The 23,841-nt window shown below is 71.5% G+C and carries 23 protein-coding genes; 10 read left to right on the top strand and 13 right to left on the bottom strand.

The window, feature by feature from the left end:
- Nucleotides 1–131: 131 nt before the first annotated feature.
- Both OQ02_RS22630 and OQ02_RS22625 read right to left on the bottom strand, forming a co-directional pair.
- Nucleotides 132–881, bottom strand: a complete 750-nt coding sequence (locus OQ02_RS22630; protein WP_081915851.1) for a GH12 family glycosyl hydrolase domain-containing protein — start codon at nucleotides 879–881, stop codon at nucleotides 132–134.
- Between the two features lie 329 nt (nucleotides 882–1,210).
- Nucleotides 1,211–1,990, bottom strand: coding sequence for a class I SAM-dependent DNA methyltransferase (locus OQ02_RS22625; RefSeq protein WP_033440572.1), 780 nt, complete (start codon nucleotides 1,988–1,990; stop codon nucleotides 1,211–1,213).
- 317 nt (nucleotides 1,991–2,307) lie between these two features.
- Between OQ02_RS22625 and OQ02_RS22620 the strand changes: the two genes are divergently transcribed.
- The 4 genes from OQ02_RS22620 (at nucleotide 2,308) to OQ02_RS22605 (ending at nucleotide 7,208) form a co-directional block, all read left to right on the top strand.
- Nucleotides 2,308–3,588 (top strand): M28 family peptidase, encoded by a 1,281-nt coding sequence (locus OQ02_RS22620; RefSeq protein WP_231500170.1) that lies wholly within the window; start codon nucleotides 2,308–2,310, stop codon nucleotides 3,586–3,588.
- Between the two features lie 65 nt (nucleotides 3,589–3,653).
- Nucleotides 3,654–4,802 carry a cytochrome P450 gene (locus OQ02_RS22615; RefSeq protein ID WP_033440523.1) on the top strand — a complete coding sequence of 383 codons (1,149 nt, stop codon included), beginning with the start codon at nucleotides 3,654–3,656 and terminating at the stop codon, nucleotides 4,800–4,802.
- Between the two features lie 11 nt (nucleotides 4,803–4,813).
- On the top strand, nucleotides 4,814–5,491 hold the full coding sequence (locus OQ02_RS22610) for a hypothetical protein (protein WP_033440522.1): 678 nt from the start codon (nucleotides 4,814–4,816) through the stop codon (nucleotides 5,489–5,491).
- 247 nt (nucleotides 5,492–5,738) lie between these two features.
- Nucleotides 5,739–7,208: an aldehyde dehydrogenase family protein gene (locus OQ02_RS22605; RefSeq protein WP_033440521.1), complete on the top strand. Its 1,470-nt coding sequence runs from the start codon at nucleotides 5,739–5,741 to the stop codon at nucleotides 7,206–7,208.
- Between the two features lie 15 nt (nucleotides 7,209–7,223).
- On the opposite strand, the gene OQ02_RS22600 is transcribed toward OQ02_RS22605, so the two are convergent.
- Nucleotides 7,224–8,759 carry an MFS transporter gene (locus tag OQ02_RS22600; RefSeq protein ID WP_033440520.1) on the bottom strand — a complete coding sequence of 512 codons (1,536 nt, stop codon included), beginning with the start codon at nucleotides 8,757–8,759 and terminating at the stop codon, nucleotides 7,224–7,226.
- Between the two features lie 214 nt (nucleotides 8,760–8,973).
- Here OQ02_RS22600 and OQ02_RS43935 point away from each other — a divergent pair, with 214 nt between their 5' ends.
- Together OQ02_RS43935 and OQ02_RS47195 are read left to right on the top strand one after the other, a co-directional pair.
- The gene (locus OQ02_RS43935; RefSeq protein WP_156077212.1) at nucleotides 8,974–9,111 is read left to right on the top strand and encodes a hypothetical protein; all 138 of its coding nucleotides are present in this window, start codon (nucleotides 8,974–8,976) and stop codon (nucleotides 9,109–9,111) included.
- A gap of 31 nt (nucleotides 9,112–9,142) precedes the next feature.
- A complete protein-coding gene (locus OQ02_RS47195) occupies nucleotides 9,143–9,304 on the top strand; it encodes a tetratricopeptide repeat protein (protein WP_081915850.1) in 162 nt (53 codons plus the stop codon).
- Nucleotides 9,305–9,325: 21 nt separating this feature from the next.
- Here the strand turns inward: OQ02_RS47195 and OQ02_RS22595 are convergent, their stop codons facing one another.
- Nucleotides 9,326–10,219 carry an SDR family NAD(P)-dependent oxidoreductase gene (locus tag OQ02_RS22595; RefSeq protein ID WP_033440519.1) on the bottom strand — a complete coding sequence of 298 codons (894 nt, stop codon included), beginning with the start codon at nucleotides 10,217–10,219 and terminating at the stop codon, nucleotides 9,326–9,328.
- Nucleotides 10,220–10,296: 77 nt separating this feature from the next.
- Between OQ02_RS22595 and OQ02_RS22590 the strand changes: the two genes are divergently transcribed.
- Both OQ02_RS22590 and OQ02_RS22585 read left to right on the top strand, forming a co-directional pair.
- Entirely contained in the window at nucleotides 10,297–10,893 is a 597-nt protein-coding gene (locus OQ02_RS22590) for a TetR/AcrR family transcriptional regulator (RefSeq protein ID WP_033440570.1), read from the top strand.
- A 44-nt stretch (nucleotides 10,894–10,937) separates the two neighbouring features.
- Nucleotides 10,938–13,895, top strand: coding sequence for an ATP-binding protein (locus tag OQ02_RS22585; RefSeq protein ID WP_081915849.1), 2,958 nt, complete (start codon nucleotides 10,938–10,940; stop codon nucleotides 13,893–13,895).
- Between the two features lie 16 nt (nucleotides 13,896–13,911).
- Here OQ02_RS22585 and OQ02_RS22580 read toward each other — a convergent pair whose 3' ends face one another.
- From OQ02_RS22580 to OQ02_RS22545, 8 genes are all read right to left on the bottom strand, one after another.
- Entirely contained in the window at nucleotides 13,912–14,754 is an 843-nt protein-coding gene (locus tag OQ02_RS22580) for an ABC transporter permease (protein ID WP_033440518.1), read from the bottom strand.
- Nucleotides 14,751–15,719, bottom strand: a complete 969-nt coding sequence (locus OQ02_RS22575; RefSeq protein WP_033440517.1) for an ATP-binding cassette domain-containing protein — start codon at nucleotides 15,717–15,719, stop codon at nucleotides 14,751–14,753. Before OQ02_RS22575 ends, OQ02_RS22580 begins: the two co-directional genes overlap by 4 nt.
- Before the next feature lie 19 nt (nucleotides 15,720–15,738).
- The gene (locus tag OQ02_RS22570) at nucleotides 15,739–16,287 is read right to left on the bottom strand and encodes an NADPH-dependent FMN reductase (RefSeq protein WP_051772672.1); all 549 of its coding nucleotides are present in this window, start codon (nucleotides 16,285–16,287) and stop codon (nucleotides 15,739–15,741) included.
- Between the two features lie 205 nt (nucleotides 16,288–16,492).
- Complete coding sequence (gene hisG, locus OQ02_RS22565) at nucleotides 16,493–17,356, bottom strand: ATP phosphoribosyltransferase (protein WP_033440515.1); 864 nt, start codon at nucleotides 17,354–17,356, stop codon at nucleotides 16,493–16,495.
- Between the two features lie 186 nt (nucleotides 17,357–17,542).
- Nucleotides 17,543–18,670 (bottom strand): acyltransferase family protein, encoded by a 1,128-nt coding sequence (locus tag OQ02_RS22560; RefSeq protein WP_033440514.1) that lies wholly within the window; start codon nucleotides 18,668–18,670, stop codon nucleotides 17,543–17,545.
- 95 nt (nucleotides 18,671–18,765) lie between these two features.
- Nucleotides 18,766–19,473 carry a GNAT family N-acetyltransferase gene (locus tag OQ02_RS22555; RefSeq protein WP_033440513.1) on the bottom strand — a complete coding sequence of 236 codons (708 nt, stop codon included), beginning with the start codon at nucleotides 19,471–19,473 and terminating at the stop codon, nucleotides 18,766–18,768.
- Between the two features lie 120 nt (nucleotides 19,474–19,593).
- Complete coding sequence (locus OQ02_RS22550; protein WP_033440512.1) at nucleotides 19,594–20,184, bottom strand: FMN reductase; 591 nt, start codon at nucleotides 20,182–20,184, stop codon at nucleotides 19,594–19,596.
- A complete protein-coding gene (locus tag OQ02_RS22545; RefSeq protein ID WP_033440511.1) occupies nucleotides 20,181–21,254 on the bottom strand; it encodes an LLM class flavin-dependent oxidoreductase in 1,074 nt (357 codons plus the stop codon). Before OQ02_RS22545 ends, OQ02_RS22550 begins: the two co-directional genes overlap by 4 nt.
- Nucleotides 21,255–21,390: 136 nt before the next feature.
- Between OQ02_RS22545 and OQ02_RS22540 the strand changes: the two genes are divergently transcribed.
- The gene (locus OQ02_RS22540) at nucleotides 21,391–22,452 is read left to right on the top strand and encodes an acyl-CoA dehydrogenase family protein (protein WP_033440510.1); all 1,062 of its coding nucleotides are present in this window, start codon (nucleotides 21,391–21,393) and stop codon (nucleotides 22,450–22,452) included.
- Nucleotides 22,453–22,573: 121 nt separating this feature from the next.
- Nucleotides 22,574–22,975, top strand: a complete 402-nt coding sequence (locus OQ02_RS22535) for a peptidase inhibitor family I36 protein (protein WP_197043444.1) — start codon at nucleotides 22,574–22,576, stop codon at nucleotides 22,973–22,975.
- Nucleotides 22,976–23,041: 66 nt separating this feature from the next.
- On the opposite strand, the gene OQ02_RS22530 is transcribed toward OQ02_RS22535, so the two are convergent.
- On the bottom strand, nucleotides 23,042–23,779 hold the full coding sequence (locus tag OQ02_RS22530) for an AfsR/SARP family transcriptional regulator (RefSeq protein WP_269321636.1): 738 nt from the start codon (nucleotides 23,777–23,779) through the stop codon (nucleotides 23,042–23,044).
- Nucleotides 23,780–23,841 lie beyond the last annotated feature (62 nt).

The following is a 23,841-nucleotide window of genomic DNA, read 5'->3' as shown; positions in this document are numbered from 1 at the left end:
GACCGCAACACTCGGACAACAAAGAAGTTGTTCTTCGCGGCATCCGCGACGCGTCGGAGCCAGGTCCGTCGGGATCGCGCCGCGGCGGCGGTGCCGGGCGCACCCGACCGGCGGGTGCGCCCGACCGACTGCTAGCCGCTGACCGAGGCGGAGAAGTTGTCGACGGCCAGGCCGACGCCGCCGTTCCAGGGTTCGAAACCGGCCTGGATGCTGGTCAGGTACCAGGAAGTGGTGATCGCGCCGCGGTTGCGCACGTCGTTGACGAAGTCCATGACGTTGAACGACCACGAGTAGACGGGCGAGGGCGCGACGTAGGAGATGACGTTGTTGGCGCCGTTGCTGCCGCGCCACACCTGCCAGGTCCGGCCGCCGACGGTGGTGTTGCCGACGGCGCTGCCGATGGGCTGGATGGAGCCCTGACGGTTGAACCAGATCATGATCTCCATCTGGTTGACCCCGTTCGTCTTCGGGGTCGGGTCGAGCCAGATGTCGTAGGAGGCGTTGTAGGTGCCGCCGGCGTAGCGGTAGTTGATCGAGGAGGTCGCGCTGCGGATGCGGCTCACCTGCATGGGCAGGCTCGAGCCGGGGGAACAGTTGGTGTAGTGGCAGCCCAGGAACACCGACGGGTACGACAGGGGCGCCCCGTTGGTCGGCGCGGAGCCCTGCTGCTGGGTGATCTGGAACCCCGTCGAGGTGACGTTGATGCACTGCGTGGCCGAACTTCCCCACCTGTTGTTCTGGACCACGTAGCGGCCCTGGATGGTGGTCGACCCGTATTGCTGGCAGATGGTCGTGTCGGCTTGGGCCGGTCCTGCGCCGGCGAGGACCGTGCCCGCGGCCAAGAGGCCGATGGCGACGAGTGCGCGGACGGTGCTTCGCATGGGAACTCCTTCCGACGGACTCGCAGCGGCGGTTGCGACATCCGAGAAACCGTTGACGGGATGAACGCCTCGGTGCGTCGCCCGAAAGGGCGATATCACCTTCCGGTGATCGGGGAGCGAATCGCAGGAGAACCACGTGGCCGCGGGTGTGACAGGACCACTCCGCCCTCCTCGTCGAGGTTCTCCGCAAGTGCCCTGGGAGCGCTCCCAGAGGATCTGACTGTAGCAAGCCCCGTCCGTCGTGGAAAGAGATCGCGCACGCCGCTGTCCGGTCACCGCAGCCGAACCGGCCACGGCGCGAAATGGTCGCCGCCGGACGTGGTGCACCATCACGCGCCTTGGTCGGTCTCCCAGATCGACACGTGCTTGGTGCTGTCCGCGGTGAACTCCGAGCGGTCCCAGTCCGCCCAGCGGTGCTTCAGGCGCATCCCGGCGATGCGCGCCATGAGGTCCATCTCGGCCGGCCAGGCGTACCGGAAGGGAATCCGGCGGAACCGCCCCGTCCCGTCCGCCGACACGGTGACGTGGTTCGACGAGAACTGCTGCGTGACGACGTCGTACTGGTCGAACCCGACGTAGCCGCCGCCGTGGGCGTCGGGCGCCACCGTGAACGGGACGACGTCCTGCCCCGGCGGCAGGCGACGCAGGTCCGGCAGGCCCACCTCGACGAGGAACAGCCCGCCCGGCCGAAGGTGCGCAGCCGCGTTGCGGAAGACGTCGACCTGCCCGTCCTGCGTGGTCACGTTGCCGATCGTGTTGAACACCAGGTAGACCAGGGAGAACCGACCGGCCACCCGCGTCGTCGTCATGTCGCCGATCACGACCTCGACCGCGTCGCCGCCCGGTTTGCCCGCGATCCGCGCCGCCATCGCCCGGCTCAGCTCGATGCCGCTCACCGGCACACCGCGAGCGGCCAGCGGCGCGGCGATCCGCCCGGTGCCGACGGCGAACTCGAGCACCGGACCGTCGGCCAGGTCTTCGAGGACGTCCACCGCGGGTGTCACCACCTCGGGCACGTTCGCACCGCCCGGGGCGTCGTAGCCCGCGGCCACGGTCTCGGGGAACCAGCCGTCCGCCGGGTCGTCCCCGACATTCGCGTCACCGATCATGGTCGCCGACGCTACGCCCACGGCCGCGCGCCCCTCACCCCATTTTCGGGGTCCGGCGCCCGAAACCCATCGCCGGACCCGAATTCCCCACTGGGAGGAATTCTCCGCGGGTTGCGCAAATCCTATTGGCGCAGTAGCCTCCGGAAGAGGTGACAGCGAAATGCCAATGGAGCATTAGAGGTCATTCCGGGGGATTCATGCGTGCCGTTCCGCTCATCATTCTGCTTTTCTTGACCGTTCCGGTTCCGGCTGCCGCGAATACGGGAACGGGCTGGTTGGCACGGTCGTTGGCCGGTTCCGTCAGCACCCGTGACGCCATGTCCTCGGTGCGCGCTTTCGACTTCGCGGCGAGCACCAGCGGCGGCAACCGGGAGGCCGGGACACCCGGGTTCGAGAAATCCCGCGCGCACGTGGAACAGGTGCTGGAACGCGCCGGGTACCGGGTCACCGAACAGTCCGTGCCGTTCCGCGCCTTCACCGCCGACACCGAATCGCTGACCACCGACGAGGGTCGGGCACTGGTGCTCATGGCGCAGTACGGGCTGGCCGCCGACGTCGAGGGCACGATCGCCCGTGCGGCGGACGCGGGGTGCGCCCCGGCCGACTACCCGCCGGGCACGGCCATCGCCGTCGCACCCTCGGGCGTCTGCACCACCGCGGGCAAGACCGTCGCCGCCCAGGCCGCCGGGGTGCGCGCCCTGGTCGTCTACGACGTCACGCCGGCCCTCGACGCCGTCATCCGGCGACAGGCCGCGGGCGCGGTCCTGCCGGTCGCGTTCACCAGCGTGCGCGAGGCCGAGTCGCTGTCCGGCCACGGCGTGCTGCGCCTGAGCGGCCACACCGTCGACAGCACCACCGTGAACGTGTTCGCCGAGACCGCCGGCGGGCGCGCGGACCACGTGGTGATGGCGGGCGCCCACCTGGACAGCGGCGCGGACGGCCCGGGGATCAACGACAACGCGACCAGCGTCTCGGCGCTGCTGGAGACGGCCGTCCGCCTCGCGCCGCACCAACACCGCGTGCCGAACAAGGTGCGGTTCGCGTTCTGGGGCGCCGAAGAGCTGATCAACATCGGCTCCACGCACTACGTCGCTACCCGCACCCAGCAGGAGTTGGCCGCGATCCGGCTCTACCTCAACTGGGAGCTGATCGCGTCGCCGAACTTCGTGCGGTTCGTGGTCGACGGCGACGACAGCGACCACCCCGGCACCGGCGCGCCGGCCGGTCCGCCGGGATCGGGCACCGTGGAAGCCGTGCTCTCCCAGGGCTACCGCCTGCAACGGCTGCCCTTCCGCACCGCGGACCTCGCGGACATCCGCTCCGACCAGGAGCCGTTCGCCCGTGCGGGAATCCCCGTCGGCGGCGCGTTCGGCGGGGTGCGGGGCATCAAGACTCCCGAGGAGGCCGCCGTGTTCGGCGGCACCGCGGGACAGCCCTACGACCCGTGCTACCACCAGCCCTGCGACGACCTGTCCAACGTGCACGTGGGTGCGCTGGGCGAGGCGATGCGGGCGATGGCCTGGGCCGTGGGCTGGTTCGCCGTGGACGACACCCTGTCGAGCGGAGGGGAGGTGGCGGCCGTGGACTACCCGCACTAGCGACCGGTGAGCCCTGATCGTGGTGGGGCGCGCCCGCCGCGTCCCACCACCCCGAGGAGGACCAGGTGACCGGCGTGTTCGCGCCCCTGTCGGAGAGCATGCTCGCCGACCCGCACGCCGTCTACGCCAGGCTGCGCGCGGAAGACCCCGTGCACCGCCACGACCAGCTCGGCGCGTGGGTGCTCACCCGTCACGACGACTGCGCGCGGGTGCTCAAGGACACCGACTCCTTCGGCTCCGATCCCCGCGCCCTGGGCAAGCCGATCCCGGACACCGTGCTGAGCATCCAGACCCTGGACCCGCCCGAGCACACCGCCATCCGCCACCTGTTCCTCGACGCGGTGCGCCGCCGCGAGGTCACCGGCTGGGCCGACGGGGTGCGCCGAGTCGCGCGCGAACTGCTGCTCGCCGAACCGGACGGCCCGGTCGACTTCGCCACCGGCATCGCCGAACCCCTTGCGCTGCAGGCGGTCTGCGACCTCTACGGCGTTCCCGTGCCCGGCGACCACGAGCAGTTGCGGATTGCGTCGCGCACCCTCGTGCTGGGCATGGACTCCGGTCTGGACCCCACCCGGCGCGGGCCGTCGCTGGCCGCCCGCGACACGCTCAACGCCATGATCGACCGGTGGCGCGCCGAAGCCCGACCCGACGGCGTGCTCGCGCGGGTCCCGGCGCGGGACCGGGTTCTGCGCAACTCGCTGCGCGCGGTGTTCGACGCGGGCTACTCGACCACCGCCAACCTGCTGGGCAACGCGGTGGAGTGGCTGCTGGCGCACGGGATGCGCACCGGTGCTGAGCTGTCCGCGCTGGACGGCCGGGCGGTGGAGGAACTGGTGCGGCTGACCGGCCCCGTGCAGGTGGTCAGCCGGCACTGCAAGACCGACGTGACCCTGCGCGGGAAGCTCCTGCGGCGCGGTGACGTCGTGATCACCGTGCTCGCCGCGGCGAACCGCGATCCCGAGGTGTTCCCCGATCCGGACGAAGCGTGCTTCACCCGTTCCCCCAACCCCCACCTGGGGCTCGGCCGGGGAACGCACTCGTGCTTCGGCGGCCACCTGGGCAAGCACGTGCTGCTGGCCCTGCTGGAGGCGTTCGCCGACGTGGGGGTGATCGCCCCCGCCGGCGCACCAGTCCGACGACCCACCGGCACGCAGCGGGGTCTCGACCACCTCCCGGTCCACCTCGCGCGGTGTTCCGGCGGGGAGACCCAATAGGGTGTCGCCGCATGGGATTCGACATGGGGGCCGCGCTGGAGCAGGCGGTGGTCGACCGGCACCAGGCCTGGTGGTTCGTGCGGGAGTACGCCGAGCACTTCGTGAGCCCGCTCGGTGACGACGACGGGTGCGCGGTCGACGAGGCCGAGGAACGGCTCGGCATACGGCTGCCCGCGGCCGTGCGGGAGGCGTACGCGCTGTTCGGCCGGCGGGCCGACCTGACCGGCAACCAGGACGAGCTGCTCAGCCCCGACCGGCTGCGGATGTGGGACGGCGTGCTCGTGCACCGCGTGGAGAACCAGGCGTGCGCGCACTGGGGTGTGGCGCCGGTCGGGGACGACCCGCCGGTCTTCCTGCGGCCGGACCTCGCCGACAAGCGGGTGGAGAAGTGGGAGCCGTTCCTCGACCGCTTCTCCCTGGCGTGCGTGGAGATGGTGCTGGCCGAGTCGCTGCTCCTCCAGGACGGGCTGACCGAGTGCCGTGAACTGGAGGACGACGTGGACCTGGCGCGGATCGAGCGCGCGTTCACGCCGCTCGCCGTGCCCCACGTGGGCGACTCGCGCTGGTACGCGAACGCCGACGTGGTGGTCCGCGTCATGGGCGATGGTTTCCTGATGGTGCGCGGTCGGACGTCGGCGGCGTTGGGAGCAGTGCTGGAGGCGTTCCCCGGCGAGTGGCTGTGGTCGTGACGGCGGCATGCCGAACTTCGGCGGTCTCCACCGCCGGCGATCCGTGACATGGTGGTGGGGGGGGCGAGGTCCCGTGGTCGCGGTGACCCACCCAGCGAGCCTGATCCCTGCGGTCGTCGGGAGTGAGCGAGGGCACCGGCCCGGCGCACACCTCCAGGCGCACCAAGGGCTGCGCACCCGCGGGGCCGCCGCTCCTCCGCCCTCGTCCGTCGCGGTCCGAAGCCCGATCCCCATTCCCAGGAGCACCGTGTCCACCTCTCGAGGACTGATCATCAACGGCCAGGAGGTCCCCGCCTCCTCCGGTCGCACCACCTCCGACATCAACCCGTGGACCGGCGCCGTCTGCGCGGAAGTCGCCGCGGGCACCCCGGAGGACGTGCGCCGGGCCGTCGACGCCGCCGACGCCGCGTTCGAGGCGTGGGCCGCGACCGCACCGGCCGAACGCCGTCGGATCTTCCTGCGGGCCGCGCAATTGATGGCGGAGCGCACCGAAGAGGTCGTCCGCCTGATGGCCGCGGAGGTCGGCGGGATCGGGCCGTGGGCGGGCTTCAACGCCGCCCTGGCCGCCGACATCCTGCTGGAGGCGGCGGCCGAGGTCGGTCGCCCGACCGGCCAGGTCCTCGCGACCAACGCCGACGGCGCGCACTCCACGCAGGTGCGGGTGCCGAAGGGGGTGATCGCCGCGATCTCGCCGTGGAACGCCCCGGTCATCCTCGGCGTCCGCGCCGTCGCGCTGCCGATCGCGATGGGCAACACCGTGGTGCTGAAGCCGAGCGAGAACGCGCCGATCGCCTGCGGCCTGCTGATCTCGGACGTCCTGCACGAGGCGGGACTGCCCGCGGGCGTGCTGAACGTCGTCACCAACGACCACGCCGACGGACCCGAGGTGGTCTCCGCGCTGATCGCCGACCCCAGGGTGCGGATGGTCAACTTCACCGGTTCCACGGAGGTCGGCCGCGTCGTCGGCGTCCTGGCCGCCCAGCACCTCAAGCCCGCCGTGCTCGAACTCGGCGGCAAGAACGCCTTGCTGGTGCTGGAGGACGCCGACGTCGACTACGCGGTGGACGCCGCGGTCTTCGGTTCCTTCATGAACGCCGGGCAGATCTGCATGTGCGTGGACCGGGTGATCGTCCACCGCTCGATCGCCGACGAGTTCACGGCCGGGTTCGCCGCCCGCGTCCGGGCACTGCCGTGCGGCGATCCGAGCGACCCGGGCACCGCGGTCGGCCCGGTCGTGAACGCGGCTGCCGCCCGCCGGGTCTCGGCGCTCGTCGCGGACGCGGTCTCCCTCGGCGCCGGACTGGCCGCCGGCACCGGTGAGATCGAGGAACCGGGCACGCTGATCCGCCCGGTCGTCCTCACCGGGGTCACCGAGGAGATGAAGATCTACCACGACGAGGTCTTCGGACCGGCGACCGCGGTGCACGTGGTCGACAGCGCCGACGAGGCCGTCGCCCTCGCCAACGACACCCCGTACGGCCTCGTCGCGGGCGTCATCACGGAGGACCTGGCGAAGGGCCTCGAGGTGGCGGGCCGCCTGCGCACCGGCATCGTCCACGTCAACGACCAGACCATCGCGGACGAACCGCAGGCGCCGTTCGGCGGCGTGAAGGGCTCCGGCTACGGCCGCTTCGGCGGGCAGGTGGGCGCCGAAGCCTTCACCGACACGCGCTGGGTCACCGTGCAAGCCGTGGGCCACGCGCACTTCCCGATCTGAGGACCGGCGGCCGGGTCAGCCGGTCTGCCGCGGCTCGTTCGAGGACCGGACGTGGCGGAGCAGACCGGCGACCAGGGCCGCGGCGGCGACCAGCACCACGATGCCGATCACGGCGATCAGGTGCAGCCCGTCGGTGAAGGCCGCGCGGGCGGTGTCGAGCAGTCGGTCGCCGACCGGGCCACGCACCTGCTCGGCGGCCGACACGGCGCCACCCAGGGTCTCCCCCGCGGCAAGCGCCGAGTCCTCCGCCAGACCTGGCGGGACCGTGCCGGCCACACCGGCGCGGTAGACGGCGGTACCGACGCTGCCGAGGATCGCGATGCCCAGCGCACCACCGAGTTCCGGTGCCGTCTCCGACAGCGCGGACGCCTCGCCGGACCGCTCCGCCGGCGCGGAACCGACGACGAGGTCGGTGGTCAGGGTCATCATCGGTCCGAGCCCGAGCGAGATCACGACCGAGCCGACCACCAGCGGCGGCAGCCCGGAACCCGGCGTCACGAGCGTCAGCACCGCGAACCCGGCGGCGGCGAGCACCAGACCGCTCGCGACCACGAAACCCGGGCGCACTCGGCGCACGAGCACCGGCGCGAGGGTCGACCCCACGATGACGCCGCACGCCGACGGCGCGGTCCACAGGCCGGCGTGGAGCGGCGAGAGCCCGAACACCAGCTGGAGGTACTGCGCCAGGAAGAAGTTGGCGCCGAAGAGCACGAAGACGCCGAACAGCAGCGTGCCCAGCGACACGCTGAAGGAAGTGGAGCGGAACAGCCGGAGGTCGACCAGCGGGTCGTCGCGCTGCTGTCGGCGGACGAACCAGGAGCCGAGGAGCAGACCGATCACGACGGACGCGAGCGACACGACGTCCGGACCGCTGACGGCCACGTGCTTGAGCCCGTAGATCACCGCCAGCACGGCGGCCACGGACAGCACGGCGCTCACCACGTCCAGCCGGCCGAAGCTCTCCGCGCGGTGCTCCGGCAGCAGGAGCGGGCAGAGGACCAGGACGAGCGCGGTCACCGGCGTCGCGATGAGGAACACCGCGCCCCACCAGAAGTGCTGGAGGACCCACCCGCCGATCAGCGGGCCGATCGCGGTGCCGCCCGCGACGCCGGCGATGACGACGCCGATCGCGACCGTCCGCTGCCGGGGGTCGCGGAACAGGGCCGCGGTCAGTGACAGCGCGGCCGGCATCAGCGTCGCACCGGCGACGCCGAGCAGCGCACGGGCCACGATCAGCATCTCGGCGCTGGTCGAGTACGCGGCGAACACGGACATGACGCCGAACAGCGCCGATCCGATCATCAGCAGCCGACGGCGCCCGATGCGGTCACCCAGCGCACCGGCGGTGATCAGCGAGCCCGCGAGGAGGAAACCGTAGCTGTCGATGATCCACAGCGACTCCTCGCCGGTCGGCGCGAGATCCGCGGAGATCGCGGGCAGGGCGAGGTTGGGGATGGTCAGTTCGAGTGAGGCCAGCAAGGTCGGCAGGGTGAGCACGGCGAGCCCGGCCCATTCGCGTCTCCCGGCACGGGAGGCACCGATCGTGGTCATGTGGCGACGGTAGAACTTCGACAATAGTAGAGGTCAAGTCGCCGCCTTTCACCGAGTCCCACGCCTGTCCACTGTGGACGGACCGAACTGATGACTTGAACGTCGGTCGCACAAGCGAGCATTGCTCACGGCAATGTGGTGCTACTGCGGCGAGGTACAGGTGTGGTGCGATCATCGGGTGCAGACCAGGGCCGTGCGGCTCGGGGCGTGAGAGGTGACGGTCGACCGGGCTCGCGCGTGGTGGTTGGCCGGTGGTGCGTTGGTCTGCGGTGGCGCGGTGTGGGTGGTGCTGCGGTTCGGCGTGCCGGTCGTGCTGACCGACGTGAGGCACCCGACCGCGCCGCAGCAGTGAACGCCTCCACGGCCCGGACCACCCCGAGACGCTGGGCTCCCGCAACAGCCTCACCGCCGCTCACCTGGCGGTGGGCGACCTGGAACGCGCGACTCCGCTGTTCGAAGCGGCCCTGGCCGACACCGAACGAGTGCCGGGCCCCGACCACCCGGTCACCAGGGCGGTTCGTTCGCACTTCGAGGGCACGACCTGAGTCCGACCCCGAAAGGCTGGTTCAGGCCGAACGGTGGGACGTGCGGCTGATCCCGCACAGCTCGTCGGCAACGGCCCACAGCTCTTCCTCGCGCCGCTCGTCGTAGGACTCGGACGACGACGGGATCACCTCGCCCCGGCTGATGTAGGAGCCGCTCTCACCGGGACGTGGCCCCGTCATCGTCTCCGCCAGCAGCCGGCCGGCCTTCTCCGGGCTGGTGGCCACCGGCAGAGCGACCAGTGCCTTGCCGATCACACCGAACACGGCCTGTCCGATCCGGCCGGCATCCCGCGTCAACCCCGTGCCCGGCACCAGACCGGGGTTGTAGGAGTAGACGTCGACCCCTTCGGGCAGCCGGCGCCGGAGCGCGTGCACGAGGTAGACGACGCCGAGCTTGCTGGTGGCGTACGCGCGCCGACCCGCCTTGCCGGTGTCCTCCCCCGGCTTGACCAGCTCGCGCGGGTCGTCCCAGCGCGGCGGCGGCACGAGGCCCATGCTGTTGTGCGCGCTGTCGTGCACGTCGCTGCCGACCACGACGATCCGCGCCGGGTTCGCGAACCGGGGCATGAGCAGGTTCAGCAGCAGGTGGTAGGCCAGCACGTTGACGCCGAACGTCATCTCGTGACCGTCGGCGGTGAGCTTGCGCGTGGTCGCCATCTGCAGGCCCGCGTTGCCCAGGAACCCGTCGAGCGGCCCGTCCACCTCGGACGCCGCGCGCCGGATGTCGGCGAACGACCCCAGGTCGCACACCACCTCGGACACGTTGCGGTTGCCGGTCCGGTCGGCCAGTTCGGCGGCCAGGCCGGGCCTGCGGTTGAAGACGAGCAGGTGCCGGTCCGGGTGGTGGCGCAGCAGGTGCTCGGCGGCGTGACGGCCGAGTCCCCGGCTCGCCCCGGTCATCAACGTGGTCCCCATGGTCGCTCCCGGTACGTAGTTTCAACTGGTACTGAGTACCGTACAGAACGCCGTGCCGCACCGCTATGCTGACCCGCATGTCGGGACGGATGCCGCTGCGCGAACGCAAGCAGCAGCGCGCGCGGGAGCAGATCGTGGAGGCGGCGTTCGCGCTGTTCGCCGAACGCGGGTTCGCGGACGTCACGGTCGCCGACATCGCCGAACGCGCCGAGGTCGGGCGGACCACGTTCTTCCGCTACTTCGGCGACAAGCAGGAAGTCGCCTTCTCCAACGAGCAGGAGATCGTCGAAGGCCTCACCGGGCGGCACCGGGCACTGCCGCCGGTGCACGACCTGGCCGGCGTGATGGCCCAGCTCCGCGAGGTCACGGTGGACCTGTGCCGCGAGTTGACCGCGGACCAGGAGCGCTTCCGCGCGCACGAACGCCTGCTGCGGGACAACCCGGAGCTGCGTGACCGCTCCGCCCGGAAGTTCGCCAGGTTGTGCGCGCTCTTCCGGGACACGATGGTCGAACGCGGCACGCCGATCGAGGTGGCCGTCCTCGCACCGCAGCTGGCGATCGCCTGCTACCAGGCGGGCAGCGAACTCGCGGCCGGCGACCCGCTCGTGCTGCCCGGCGCGGTGGACGCGGCATTCGCACAACTGAGCGAATCAAGCACGCCCGACACCCCCTGAACGCCGGACCGGCGGCGGTCTGGTGCGTTAGGTTTCACCCTGCCATGCGACTCATCGGACGGGACCACCCAGCCGGGGTGCTGCGCGTCGAGATCGACCGCGCCACCCGGAGCCACGGCGGGCTCGTGCTGGTCGCCGGTGAGGCCGGTATCGGCAAGACCACGCTGGTGACGGGCGCGGCCGAGGACGCTCGGCGGCACGGCGCGCTGGTGCTCGGCGGGTCGTGCTGGGACTCCGACGGCGCGCCCGGCTACTGGCCGTGGGTGCAGGTGATCCGCGCGTTGCGCCGGGCCGCCACGGCCGACGAGTGGGCGGCGGTCGACCGGGGTCCGCTGGCGGTGCTGCTCGGCGAGGCGCCCGCGGAGCACAAGCCGGAGGGCTTCCCGCTGTACGACGCGGTGACGACGGCACTGGTCGCGGTGTCGCACCACCGGCCGGTGGTGGTCGTGCTGGAAGACCTGCACTGGGCCGATCCGGCGTCGTTGCGGCTGCTGGAGTTCGCGGCGCAGCACACCTGGTTCGAACGGCTGCTGCTGGTCGGCACGTACCGCGACGCCGAGGTCGACGCCGAGGACCACCCGCTGCGGTCGGTGATGACGCCGCTGCTCAGTCGTGCCACCACGGTCGCGTTGACGGGCCTGGCGCCGGCGGAGGTCGGCGAGCTGATCTCGCGCACGGCGGGCCGCGAGCCCGGTCCGGACCTGGTAGCCGAGGTGCACCTGCGCACCGGCGGCAACCCGTTCTTCGTCGAGCAGACGGCGCGGCTGTGGCACGGCGGCGGCTCGGTGACGGCGGTCGCGCCGGGTGTGCGTGACGCGTTGCACCGGCGGTTGTCGCTGCTGCCCGTGCCGGTCGGCGACCTGCTGACCACGGCCTCCGTGCTCGGGCGGGAGTTCCACCGGAAGGTGCTGGCCGCGGTCGCGTCGCTGCCGGTGCCGGCCGTGGACCGGCTGCTCGACCAGGCCGTGCAGGCACGGCTGGTGCTGGGGCTGGGCGGCGGCCGGTTCTCCTTCGCGCACGACCTGGTCCGCGAGACCCTGTACGACTCGCTGTCCGACCGGGCCGAACGGCACGCGGCCGTGGTGCGCGCGTTGGACGGCGACCTGGCCGACGAGGTGTTCCCCGCCGACCTGGCCCGGCACGCGCACTCGGCGGGCGACCTGGTGCCCGCGGACCGCGCCGTGGCCATCCTGGTCACCGCGGCGCGTGACGCGAGCAGCCGGATGTCCTTCGAGGAGGCCTCCGGGCACTACCGGCGGGCGCTCGCCCGTGCGGACACCCCGCGGCGGCGGATCGCGGTCGCGTTGGAGCTGGGCCACGACCTGTTCCACTCCGCCGAGCCCGCCGAGGCGCGACGCGTCTTCGACGAGGCCACCGTCGCCGCCCGCGAGCTGGACGACCCGGAGCCGTTCGCCCGGGTGGCGCTGTCGCTCTACCGGTTCACCGATCTCGAGGACGTGCGGCTGCTCCACGAGGCGCACACCCGGCTGATCGGGCCGCCGCCGGACGTGCCGCCGGAGGAGTTGGCCCGCACGATCAGCCTGCACGTCACCGAGATGGCGCGGGGCGGTGACGACGACGACGCGCTGGCCACCGGCTTGTGGTCGGCGCACGACACCACGCCCGGCATCGCCAACGCGGCGCAGCGGCTGGCGTTGATGGAGGAGCTGGTCTCCGTGTCGCGCCGCAGCGGCGACCACAGCACGGAGCACTTCGCCACCTCGTTCCGCTGGGTGGCGCTGGTGGAGCTGGGCGACCCGCGCTACGCCGAGCAGTTGAACGCGTTCGTGGCGCTGTCCGAACGGATCGGCCTGGCGAGGTTCAGCTTCTCGTCGGCCATCGACCAGTCCATCGTCTTCACCATGCAGGGCCGGTACGCCGAGGCCGAGGCGATGCTGGTCAAGGCGACCGAGCTGGGCGCGAGCAGCCACCCGGGTTTCCGGATGATGTACCTGCACCTGCGGTGGGCGCTGCTGCTGCCGCAGGGCAGGTTCGCCGAGCTGGACGAGCTGGCGGCGGAGATCGCCGCGAGCTCCCACCCGTGCCCCGGTCTTACTGCGGGGATCACGGCGCTGGAACGCGGTGACGTGGAGACGGCGCGGGGTTTCCTCGACCCGGTCAAGCCCGACCACCGGCACCAGCAGCTGTTCGAGCCGCTGTGGCTGCGCTTCCGCGCCCGGTTCGCGCTCGCGACCGGTGACCGTGAGCTGGCCGCGCGGGTGCGGGAGGAGTTGGCGCCGCACCGGGGCAAGTGGCTGGTGTCGATGTACGGGTGTGACATCAGCGGCCCGGTCGACCTGTGGCTGGGCGTGGTGGACCTGGTGCTGGGGCGGTACGACGAGGCGGTGGAGGAGCTGGGCGCGGCGCAGCGGTCGGCCGAGCGGATGCACGCTCGACCGTGGGCGGTGCCGGCCCGGCGTCACCTGGCCGAGGCGTTGAGCGCGCAGGGTGGTTCGGCTGCCGCCGAGCCGGTCGTCCCGGCGCCGCAGGAGTTCCGCCGCGACGGCGACGTGTGGACGTTGACCTACGGCGGTGCCACGGTGCGGATGCCCGACTCGAAGGGCTTGCGCGACCTGCACGTGCTGCTGGGCAGCCCGGGTGAACCGGTGCCGGCCGTGTCGCTGCTCGCGCCCGAGGCGGTGGCGTCGGCCCGTCTCGGCGGCGACCCCGTCCTGGACGACGAGGCGAAGGCCCGGTACCGGCGGCGCCTTGACGAGTTGGACGACGAGATCGACCGGGCGTTCGACGACGACCGCGCCGCCGCCCTCGACCGCGAACGCCAGGCGCTGCTGGAGGAACTGCGCGCCGCCGCCGGCTTGGCGGGCCGCACCCGCAGGCTGGGCGACGAGGCGGAACGGGCGCGCAAGACCGTCACCGCCCGCATCCGCGACACGCTCCGGAAGCTGGACGCGCGCCACCCCGGTCTCGCGGCCCACTTGCGGGGGACCGTGTCGACCGGGGCGACGTGCGTCTACTCAGGACACGAGCACTTCAAGCTGTAGTCGGGTTCCCGGGGCGTCACTTCCGGTTGTACAGGCGCATGGTCCAGGCGCCGAACACGATGGTGAACAACGCGCTGTAGCCCAACGTCCACAGCATCGCGTCACCGTCGAAGCCGCCTGCCATCAGCGACCGCACGGCCGCCACCAACTTGCTGATCGGGTTGACGTTGACGAACGCCTGCAGCCAACCGGGCATGGTGGCCGGGTCGACGTAGACGTTGGACAGGAACGTCAGCGGGAACAGCACCAGCATGCTCGTGCCCATCACCGACTTCTCGCTGCGCAGCAGCAGCCCGAACATCGTCCAGATCCACGAGAACGCGAACGAGAACACCACCAGCAACCCGACGCCCAGCACGACGCCCACGACACCGCCGTCGGGCCGGAAACCGAGGATCAGGCCGACGACCATGATGGTGAACGACGCCAGCACGTACCGCAGCAGGTCGCCGAGGATGTAGCCGACCATCGGCGCGGGCCGCCAGATCGGCAGCGTGCGGAACCGGTCGAACACGCCCTTCTCGATGTCGGTGTTCACCGCGACACCCGTGTACATGGTGATCATCACGACGCTGGTCACCGTGATGCCGGGCAGCAGGTACTGGATGTACTCCCCCGGCGAGCCGGCGAGCGCGCCGCCGAACAGGTAGGTGAACATCAGGATCATCATGATCGGGAACGCGGTGACGTCGAACAGCTGCTCCGGCACGTGCTTGATCTTGAGCACCGCGCGCCAGCCGAAGGTGAGCGACGCGGACAGCGCGGACGGCCGCGTCGGCTGCACGGTCTCCAACAGCACCGCCGCCAGGTCCTCCGCCTTCGGCGCGGGCAGGAGTTCGGCTTCCTTGGTGACGGTCACGCCGCCGCCTCCTTCTTCTTGTCGGTCTTGTCGGTGTTGCCGGTGAGCGCGAGGAACACCTCGTCCAGGCTCGGCTGGCCGAGCGAGAACGTGTCGACGGTGATGCCCTCGCGGGCGAGCTGGGCCAACGCCTCGGCGGCCTGCTCGGTGGCCCGGCCGGTCAGCCGCGCGGTGAGCGCGACCGGGTCCGGGTCGAGCTGCACGTCCGCGTCGAGCGCGGCGGCCAGCACCTGCTGCGCCCGTGGCCGCTGGTCCGCGTCACGCAGCCGCAGGTGCACCGCGCCGACGCCGACCGACGCCTTCAGCTCGCCCTTGGTGCCCTCGGCGATCACCTTGCCGTGGTCGATCACCGCGATCCGGGACGCGAGCTGGTCGGCCTCGTCCAGGTACTGCGTGGTCAGCAGCACCGTGGTGCCGTGCGCGACGACCGCGCGGACGATGTCCCACACCTGGTTGCGGCTGCGCGGGTCGAGGCCGGTGGTCGGCTCGTCCAGGAACAGCAGCTTCGGCGTGTTGAGGATGCTGGCCGCGATGTCCAGCCGGCGGCGCATGCCACCGGAGTAGTGCTTGACCTGCTTGCCCGCCGCGTCGGTCAGCCCGAACGCCTCCAGCAGCTGCGCGGCCCGCTGCCGGGCGTGGCCGCGGGTGTGGCCGAGGAGCCTGCCCAGCAGGACCAGGTTCTCGGTGCCGGTGAGGTCCTCGTCCACCGAGGCGTACTGCCCGGTGAGGCTGACGAGCTGCCGGACCGCGTCCGGGTCGGCGCGGACGTCGTGACCGAACACCCGCGCCTCCCCGTCGTCGGGTCGCAGCAGGGTGGCGAGCATGCGGACCGTCGTGGTCTTGCCCGCGCCGTTCGGGCCGAGCAGGCCGTACACCGTCCCGGCGGGCACGGTCAGGTCGACGCCGTCCACCGCGCGGGTGTCGCCGAAGACCTTGACCAGGCCCGACGTTTCGATGGCGTTCATGATTTCCCTTTCTCGGATATCAGGAGACGTAGGGGCGTCGGGTGCGGGCTTCCTTCAGGGCCGACGCCCACCAGGTGAGCTGGTCGAACATCGCTGCCGCGGCGCACCGGCGGTGTTCGGTGTCGATCGGTTCGCCGGCGAGGAGGTTCACGCCGACGCCGGTGCGCATCGTCATGACGTGCAACTCGGTGAAAACTGTTCGGAGGTGTTCCACGGCGTGGAAGCCCTCGGAGCGGTAGCCGTAGGAGACGAACCCCGCCGGCTTGGCCTGCCACTCGTCGTACGCGTAGTCGATGGCCTGCTTGAGCGAGGCGGGGAAGCTGCGGTTGTACTCGGGCGTGACGACGACGAACCCGTCCGCGTCCGCCACCTGCCCGGTGAACCGCCGCACCTCGGGCGTCGGCCGCGCCGGGTAGCACGGCGGGAAGTCGTAGTCGGCCAGGTCGACCACGACGGGTTCGACGTCGTCCCGGCCGGCCGCGACGTCGGCGACCCACCGGCCGATGCCGTCACCGACGCGTCCTTCACGGGTGCTGCCGATGATCACGGCGATGCGCAGCGGCTCCACCCCGACCACCTCCTCTCACCCAGAAGGCGCGAGACCGCCCGCTAGACGCGATCCAGCACCCGCGAGTCGGGCACTCGCGGGTGCTGGCTTCAACGCTCAGGAAGCCGACGGGGGTGGCCCGGGAAGACGAAGAACTCCACGTTCACGCCCGGTGCGGGTGCGCGAACGTGGAGTTCGGGGTGTTCGGGTGTTCGACTCTCGGTGGCTAGATGCGGCAGGTGTCGAGGGAGCTGACGAGGATGGCGCGGGCGCCCACTCGCCACAGTTCGTCCATGATGAACGGCGCGTCGTCGCGCGGCACGAGGGAGCGGACGGCGACCCAGCCCTCGCGGGCCAGCGGCGAGACGGTGGGCGACTCGATGCCGGGTACCAGCTTGAACGCCTCCTCCTGCGCCTCCGTGGGGCAGTCGAAGTCGAGGATGACGTAGCGGCGGGCGATCAGCACGCCCTGGAGCCGGCGGTGCAGGATCTCGACCGCGCGCACCGAGTTCCCGTTGTCGGCCACGGTGTCGCCCTGGATCAGCACGGCCTCGGACTTGAGGATCGGCGAGCCGAACGTCTCCAGCCCGGAGGTCTTCAGCGTGATGCCGGTTTCCACCACGTCGGCGATCGCGTCGGCCACGCCGAGTTCGACGGCCGTCTCCACCGCGCCGTCCAGCCGGACGAGGCGCGCCTTGATGCCGAGGTCGGCCAGGTGGTGCTCGACCAGGTTCGGGTAGCTGGTCGCGATCCGCCTGCCCTCCAGCCCGGCGGCGTCCTCGATGCCACCGGGCTTCGACGCGAAGTAGAACGACGCCCGACCGAAGCCGAGCGGCAGGATTTCCTTCGCGGACACGGTGGAATCGAGCAGCAGATCACGACCGGTGATGCCGACGTCCAACGACCCCTCGCCCACGTACACCGCGATGTCGCGGGGACGCAGGAAAAAGAACTGCACATCATTTGCCGGGTCGGCCACGATCAGCTCACGGCCTGACCTGTTCACCCGGTAACCCGCTTCGGCCAGCATTTGGGCCGCGGGAGCACTCAACGAGCCCTTGTTGGGCAGGGCGAAGCGAAGAGGAGCCATGGCGCGAAGTCTCCCACACCGAGGCGTCCGTCCCCGTCCCGGGTATGCCCAGGTGTCCCACTGGTTGGAAACCACGCGGTGTGGTGCCGGCGTCACCCGACCGGGCTTCCCACCACGTGAGCACCCGACCTCCCGACACCTCCCGGCACGCCTATTCGGCTCGAATTCCCGTCCGCGCAGAGCGGATTAGAGAAAGCGCCCCAGACGCGTTCGGGTGGCCAATAGCCAACCGACCCCGAAAGACACCAGGATCGCGATCGCCGCCACCAGGAACGCTTTCACCTCGGCCGGGAACGGCAACGGCCGGGCCGCCACCGCCAGCACGATCAGAACCGGCCCCTGGATGAAGAACGCGGCGAACGCTCCGCGCGAGAGCGCCACCGCCAGCGGACCGTCACGGGTGAGCCGGCGCTGCGCCCAGCCGAGCAGCCACACCGACCCGCCGACCACGAGCACCGCCTCCACCACGGCGAACAGCAGCGCCTCCCACCGCCAGCCGCCGAGGAACGGTTCCGCCTCACCGGCCAGGTCCGACACGCCGAGGGCGACGGCCGCCACCGGCACGGACAGGATCGCCAGCGCCGCGACCACCCGGCTGCCCCGCCACATCCGTTCCGGCACCCGCTGCGCGAGCCCCGAACGCGCGCCGACGACGCCGAGCCCGAACATCGCGATCAGCTGCGGCCACCACCAGATGTGCAGGTCTCCGACCTGGCCGCTGCGCGCCGGGATCCACAGCCGCACCGCGAACGTGCTCACCACGACGCCCGCCGTGACCGCGACGAGGTGGCCACCGGTGAGCACGACCGCGGCCGACGCCGGCCGGCCGAACAGCGCGTAGGCGACGGAGAACAGCAGCAGGATCTCCACGAACCACAGCGACCCTGAGTCCAGCAGCGGCTCGCGGTGCGTGAACACCCACCACGGCGTGACGTCGTGCCCGGCGGCCCGGTACGCCAACCACAGCGACAGCGGCCACACCAGCAGCGCGGAGACCGCGAACGGGATGCCCAGCCGCACGAGCCGGTCGCCGATGAACCGGGCGGTTCCCTTGCGCGCCAACGACTCCGGCGCGAACAGCCCGGACAGGAGGTAGAAGGTGCCCATCAGGAACAGGCCCGACGGGCCGAGGACGGCGGCCAGCACGGCCTCGACGTGCGGTTCGAACGCGACTTCGTTGACCTCGTCGTACGGCCACCCGCCCACCGCGGAGTACCCGAGCAGCGCGTGCCCGCCGATCACCCAGGCGACGAGCAGCACCTTCAGGTTGTCCACCGCGGCCAGCCGGGACCGCTGCCCCACCTCTGCGGTCATGCTCCCAAGGTAACTCCGGGAACGTGAAAGAGACCCCGGGATCGTCCCCGACCAGCGACATCATCACCCGTTCGCCCTCAGCGGGGTTCGAGCGGTCAGTCGGCGTTGGACCACCAGGTGGCCTCGGTGACGACCGAGAAGCCGAGCGACTCGTAGAGCGGCCGGCCAGGCTTGGCGGCGGTGAGCGTCATCGGCACCGGGAACTCGTTGATCATCGCGTGCATCAGCGCCCGTCCGACGCCCCGGGAGCGGTGCTCGGGCAGGGTCGTCACCCAGTACACGCCGACTGCGTCGTCCGCCTCGACGGTCAGGCACGCACCGGCCACCGACCCGTCGCGCCACACCGTGTGCAGCCGGAAGCCCTCCCGGTCCAGCAGGGACAGGGGCAGCGCGTTGCCGGTCGGGAAACCCGGCATCGGGAAGCCGTCGACCACGACCTGCTCGGCGACCGCCCACTCGGCCGCCGTCCGGACGGGCGTGACGTCCAGGGCCGGCGGCGGCACGGGTTCCGGCGGCCGGACCATGACCGGCAGCTGCCGGTAGGTGAGCCCGAGCGCCGCGCCGTCGATCGTGCCGAACGAGTCCTCGACCACCACCCGCGCCGGTGCGCGCTTGACCAGCAGCTCCAGCTCGGCGATGTCGTCCGGGTCGGGGTCCGGGCGCACCGCGAGCACCCTCAGCAGGGTCGGCCCGCTCAGCGCGAGGTAGCCGGAGCGGGTGATCAGGTCGTGGCCGCGGGTCCGCGCGAGACCGGTCGTCAGGACGGCGGCGTTGCGCACCGCGAGGTGCAGCGAGGCGGACATGGACCGAACCCTATGCGGCACCCCGACCGCCGGTCAGGTCCATTTCCGCCTCCCCGCACCGACCTCACCGTCCGAACCTCACCCTCCGGACCGCACCCTCCGGACCTGACCGTCCGGACCTCACCGTCCGGCGAGCAACTCCTCGAACGGCACGAACCGCTCTTCCGGCTTGGTGGCCGCTCGGCCGGCGAGCAGGTCCGCCAGCTCACCGGCGGCGCGGTCGACGCGGCCGGGCAGTCCCTCCGCGCCCCAGTCGGACGACGCCGCGTACACACCGGTCGGCACCACGATCGCCCGCATGTAGGCGAACAACGGCCGCAGCGCGTGGTCGAGCACCAGCGAGTGGCGCTCGGTGCCGCCGGTCGCGCCGACCAGGACCGGCTTGCCCGCCAGGGACTCCGGCTCCAGCACGTCCACGAACGACTTGAACAGGCCGCTGAAGGACGCGTTGAACGTCGGCGTCACCGCGATCAGCCCGTCCGCGCCGACCACCGACTCCACCGACTCGCGCAGTCGTGCGCTCGGGAACCCGGTGACCAGGTTGTCCGCGATGTCCCGCGCCAGGTCCCGGAGGTGCACCGTGCGCACCTCCAGACCGGGCACGAACCGCTCGACGCCCTCGGCCAGCCGGGTCGCCAGCAACTGCGTGGACGACGGCGACCCGAGCCCCGCCTGCACGACGGCGAGCGTCGTCGTCGTGCCGCCGGTCATCGCACACCTGCCTTCAGCATCGAAGCGTGGGTCGGGGCCTCCGGCACGTCCGCCGGCCTGCCGACGGCGAACTCGCGGCGCAGCGTCGGCACGATCTCGCCGAGGTGGTCGAGCTGCTCCAGCACCGTCTTCAGCGGCAGGCCCGCGTGGTCCATCAGGAACAGCTGCCGCTGGTAGTCGCCGAAGTGCTGCCGGAACGTCAGCGTCTTGTCGATGACCTCCTGCGGGCTGCCGACGGTCAGCGGCGTCTGCGAGGTGAACTCCTCCAGCGACGGGCCGTGCCCGTACACCGGGGCGTTGTCGAAGTACGGCCGGAACTCGCGCACCGCGTCCTGCGAGTTGCGGCGCATGAACACCTGGCCGCCGAGGCCGACGATCGCCTGGTGCGCCGCGCCGTGCCCGTAGTGCTCGAAGCGCTCGCGGTAGAAGGTGATCAGCCGCTGGAAGTGCTCCTTGGGCCAGAAGATGTGGTTGGCGAAGAAGCCGTCGCCGTAGTAGGCGGCCTGCTCGGCGATCTCGGGGCTGCGGATCGAGCCGTGCCACACGAACGGCGGCACGTCGTCGAGCGGGCGCGGGGTCGAGGTGAACGACTGGAGCGGCGTGCGGTGCTTGCCCTCCCAGTCCACGACGTCCTCGCGCCACAACCGGCGCAGCAGGGCGTAGTTCTCGATCGCCAGGTCGATGCCGTCGCGGATGTCGCGCCCGAACCAGGGGTACACCGGGCCGGTGTTCCCCCGCCCCATGATCAGGTCCACCCGGCCGTCGGCCAGGTGCTGGAGCATCGCGTAGTCCTCGGCGATCTTCACCGGGTCGTTGGTGGTGATCAGCGTGGTGGCGGTCGACAGGACCAGCCGCTCGGTGCGTGCCGCGATGTAGCCGAGCATGGTGGTCGGCGACGACGGCACGAACGGCGGGTTGTGGTGCTCGCCCGTCGCGAACACGTCCAGGCCGACCTCTTCGGCCTTCAGCGCGATCGCGACCATGGCCTTGATGCGCTCGGCCTCGGTCGGCGTCCGGCCCGTGGTGGGGTCGGGCGTCACGTCGCCGACGGTGAAGACACCGAACTGCATGGCCACTCCTCGTCCAGGTAGTTGTACTTTCAACTAACTGTCACAACGGTACCGCACCCCGGGACTATTCCGGTGTTGTCTGGTGGCGCGGGCCACGCCAAGGTGTGTCACACGGGTCACCGATGGGGGAGGCACGGTGCACGAGCTGGTCCGGCGCGCCGCGGACATCGTCCCGGTCCTGCGCGCCCACGCCGCCTGGGGTGACGAGCACCGGAGGCTGCACGAAGGCGCGCTGGAGGCCATGGCCGACGCCGGTGTGCTGCGCCTTCGCGTCCCGGCGGCGCACGGCGGGCACGAGGCGGACCTGACGACGGTGGTCGAGGTCGTCGCCGAACTGGCCCGCGGTGACGGGTCGGCGGCGTGGACGGCCGCGGTGTGGGCCATCTCCACCTGGGTGGTCGGCCAGTTCCCGGACGAGGTCCGGCAGGAGGTCTTCGCCAAGCGGGACGTGCGGATCACCGGCATCCTCAGCCCCACCGCGACGGCCGAGCCGGTCGGCGGCGGGGTGCTGGTCAACGGGCGGTGGGCGTTCACCACGGCGGCGGCGCAGAGCCACTGGACCACCAACGCCGCCATCCTCACCCCGGACCGGGTGCCGGTGGCGTTGGCGATCCCCCTGGTCGACCTGGACGTCGTGGACGACTGGCACACCACCGGCCTGCGTGCGACCGGCAGCGTCACCACCGTGGCGAAGGACCTGTTCGTGCCCGCCGAACGGGTGCTGCGCCTGGCCCCGGTGCTCCGGGCGCACCCGGACGCCTCCGCACCGATGTTCCGCGCGCCGTTCATGCCCGCGGCCTGCGCCACGGTCAGCGCGCCCGCCGTCGGCCTGGCCCGCGCGGCGGTGGAGGCGTACGCGGCGGTCCCGCCCGCGATCCCGGCTCGCATCCGCGAGGCCACGGTGCTCGCCGACGAGGCCGAGTTCCACTCCAGGCGCACCGCCGCCGTGGTCGACCTCAAGGCGGCCGGCGGCGAGAAGTGGACGCCGGAGGACCACGCCGGGGTGCGCCGGGACCTCGGCGAGGCCTGCCTGCGGGCCAGGGACGCGGTCGACGTCCTCGGCGCCGACGGCCCGGCGCCGCACCGCGTCCAGCGGGACGTGCACGCGCTCAACCTGCACGCGATCCTGCACCCCAACGCCAACCTGGAGCGGTACGGTCCGGTCTTCCTCGGCCGGCAGCCGGAGGCGGGCGCCTGATTCCTTGATCCACCACTGTTTGCTGTTAGAAAGTACTTAGCGAGATTCCCCACTCTCGTCCGCAGGCACAACGCCTGCACGACAACAAGGGGGAATGATCGTGATTCGCAGGATTCTCACGTTGCTTGGCGGAGTCGTGGCCGCCGCGGCGCTCTTCAGCGCTCCCGCCAACGCCACCGACGACACAGCCGCCGATGTCCGCACCTACACGGCTCAAGGCGATTCGGTCTCCACCCTGGCGTGGAGCGACTGCCCGACCTCCCGGATGTGCATCTTCAACAACCTGAACGGCGGCCGGCCGTACGGCTACTTCGCGTCGGGTGACGGCGACCTCGCCGACTCGAGCGGCCCCACCGGGCTGAACAACAACACCGAGAGCGTGTGGAACCGCACCAGTCGGGACTGGTGTTTCTACGACGCCGGCGGCTACAACAACCTGATCTTCATCGTGGGCCCCGGCTTCCAGGGCAACCTCCTCCCCGAGGACCGCAACCGGGTGACGTCGCTGCGCATCTGCCCCTGATCCCACCAGGGCGGACAAGGCTCACGGCCGGGTGCACGACACCCGGCCGTGAGCCTGTTCGAGCGACTACCACGCCGCCGCGACCTCGCCCCGCAGGATGCGGGAGTGCAGGCCGCGGAGCCGATCCGACGGCTCGACGCCCAGCTCACCGACCATCGTCCGGCGGAACGCCGCGTACACGTCCAAAGCGTCGGCGACCCGGCCGGACGACGCGAGCGCGGTCATGAGCTGCGCCCGGAGCCGTTCCCGCAGCGGGTGCTCGGCGACCAACCCGGTCAGCTCGCCGACGAGATCGGCGTCCCGGCCGAGCAGCAGGTCCGCGTCCACGCGTTCCTCCAGCACCACCATCCGGAACTCCTCCAGCCCGTCCGCCACGTGGACCGCGCAGCGCAGTTCCGGCAGCACCGGCCCCCGCCACCGCTCCAGCGCCGCCCGCAGCCGCGCCGCGCCCGACCCGACGTCGCCTGCCGCGAGCAGGCGCCGGGCGTGCGCCACGGTGTCCCGGACCAGGTCCACTTCGAGTTCGGCGGGTGTCGCCCGGAGCACGTACCCCGGTCTCACCGTCGCGATCCGCGTCCTGCCGAGCTGCCGGCGCAACCGGAACACCATGCTGTGGAGCTGGGCCCTCGCCGACGCCGGCGGGGAATCACCCCACAGCTCGTCGGAAATCCGACCGACCGACACCACCTCATTGGCGTGCAGCACGAGCATCGCCAGCACAACCCTGTCCTGCGGAGTGCCGAGCGGAACATCCTCCCCTTCGCATTCCACCCGACACGACCCCAGTGAACGGAAAAGCCACATAAGCGCATCCCCCCGGATCCGTCTGAGATCCAGGGTGACACGCGACAACGCCATTCGCAGAA

Source organism: Saccharothrix sp. NRRL B-16314 (genome assembly GCF_000716595.1).
Classification (GTDB): domain Bacteria; phylum Actinomycetota; class Actinomycetes; order Mycobacteriales; family Pseudonocardiaceae; genus Actinosynnema.
The sequence above is the reverse complement of the archived record's forward strand: the minus strand, read 5'-3'. Positions and strand labels throughout refer to the sequence as shown.

Bases quoted from the DNA above. Each gene is read 5' to 3' on its own strand.
- OQ02_RS22620 (WP_231500170.1), top strand. From the start codon at position 2,308: ATGTCCTCGGTGCGCGCTTTCGACTTCGCGGCGAGCACCAGCGGCGGC.
- hisG (WP_033440515.1), bottom strand. From the start codon at position 17,356: ATGGCTCCTCTTCGCTTCGCCCTGCCCAACAAGGGCTCGTTGAGTGCT.
- OQ02_RS22585 (WP_081915849.1), top strand. From the start codon at position 10,938: ATGCGACTCATCGGACGGGACCACCCAGCCGGGGTGCTGCGCGTCGAG.
- OQ02_RS22625 (WP_033440572.1), bottom strand. From the start codon at position 1,990: ATGATCGGTGACGCGAATGTCGGGGACGACCCGGCGGACGGCTGGTTC.
- OQ02_RS22610 (WP_033440522.1), top strand. From the start codon at position 4,814: ATGGGATTCGACATGGGGGCCGCGCTGGAGCAGGCGGTGGTCGACCGG.
- OQ02_RS22595 (WP_033440519.1), bottom strand. From the start codon at position 10,219: ATGGGGACCACGTTGATGACCGGGGCGAGCCGGGGACTCGGCCGTCAC.
- OQ02_RS22600 (WP_033440520.1), bottom strand. From the start codon at position 8,759: ATGACCACGATCGGTGCCTCCCGTGCCGGGAGACGCGAATGGGCCGGG.
- OQ02_RS22545 (WP_033440511.1), bottom strand. From the start codon at position 21,254: ATGCAGTTCGGTGTCTTCACCGTCGGCGACGTGACGCCCGACCCCACC.
- OQ02_RS22590 (WP_033440570.1), top strand. From the start codon at position 10,297: ATGTCGGGACGGATGCCGCTGCGCGAACGCAAGCAGCAGCGCGCGCGG.
- OQ02_RS22555 (WP_033440513.1), bottom strand. From the start codon at position 19,473: ATGTCCGCCTCGCTGCACCTCGCGGTGCGCAACGCCGCCGTCCTGACG.
- OQ02_RS22550 (WP_033440512.1), bottom strand. From the start codon at position 20,184: ATGACCGGCGGCACGACGACGACGCTCGCCGTCGTGCAGGCGGGGCTC.
- OQ02_RS22560 (WP_033440514.1), bottom strand. From the start codon at position 18,670: ATGACCGCAGAGGTGGGGCAGCGGTCCCGGCTGGCCGCGGTGGACAAC.
- OQ02_RS22530 (WP_269321636.1), bottom strand. From the start codon at position 23,779: ATGTGGCTTTTCCGTTCACTGGGGTCGTGTCGGGTGGAATGCGAAGGG.
- OQ02_RS22630 (WP_081915851.1), bottom strand. From the start codon at position 881: ATGCGAAGCACCGTCCGCGCACTCGTCGCCATCGGCCTCTTGGCCGCG.
- OQ02_RS22575 (WP_033440517.1), bottom strand. From the start codon at position 15,719: ATGAACGCCATCGAAACGTCGGGCCTGGTCAAGGTCTTCGGCGACACC.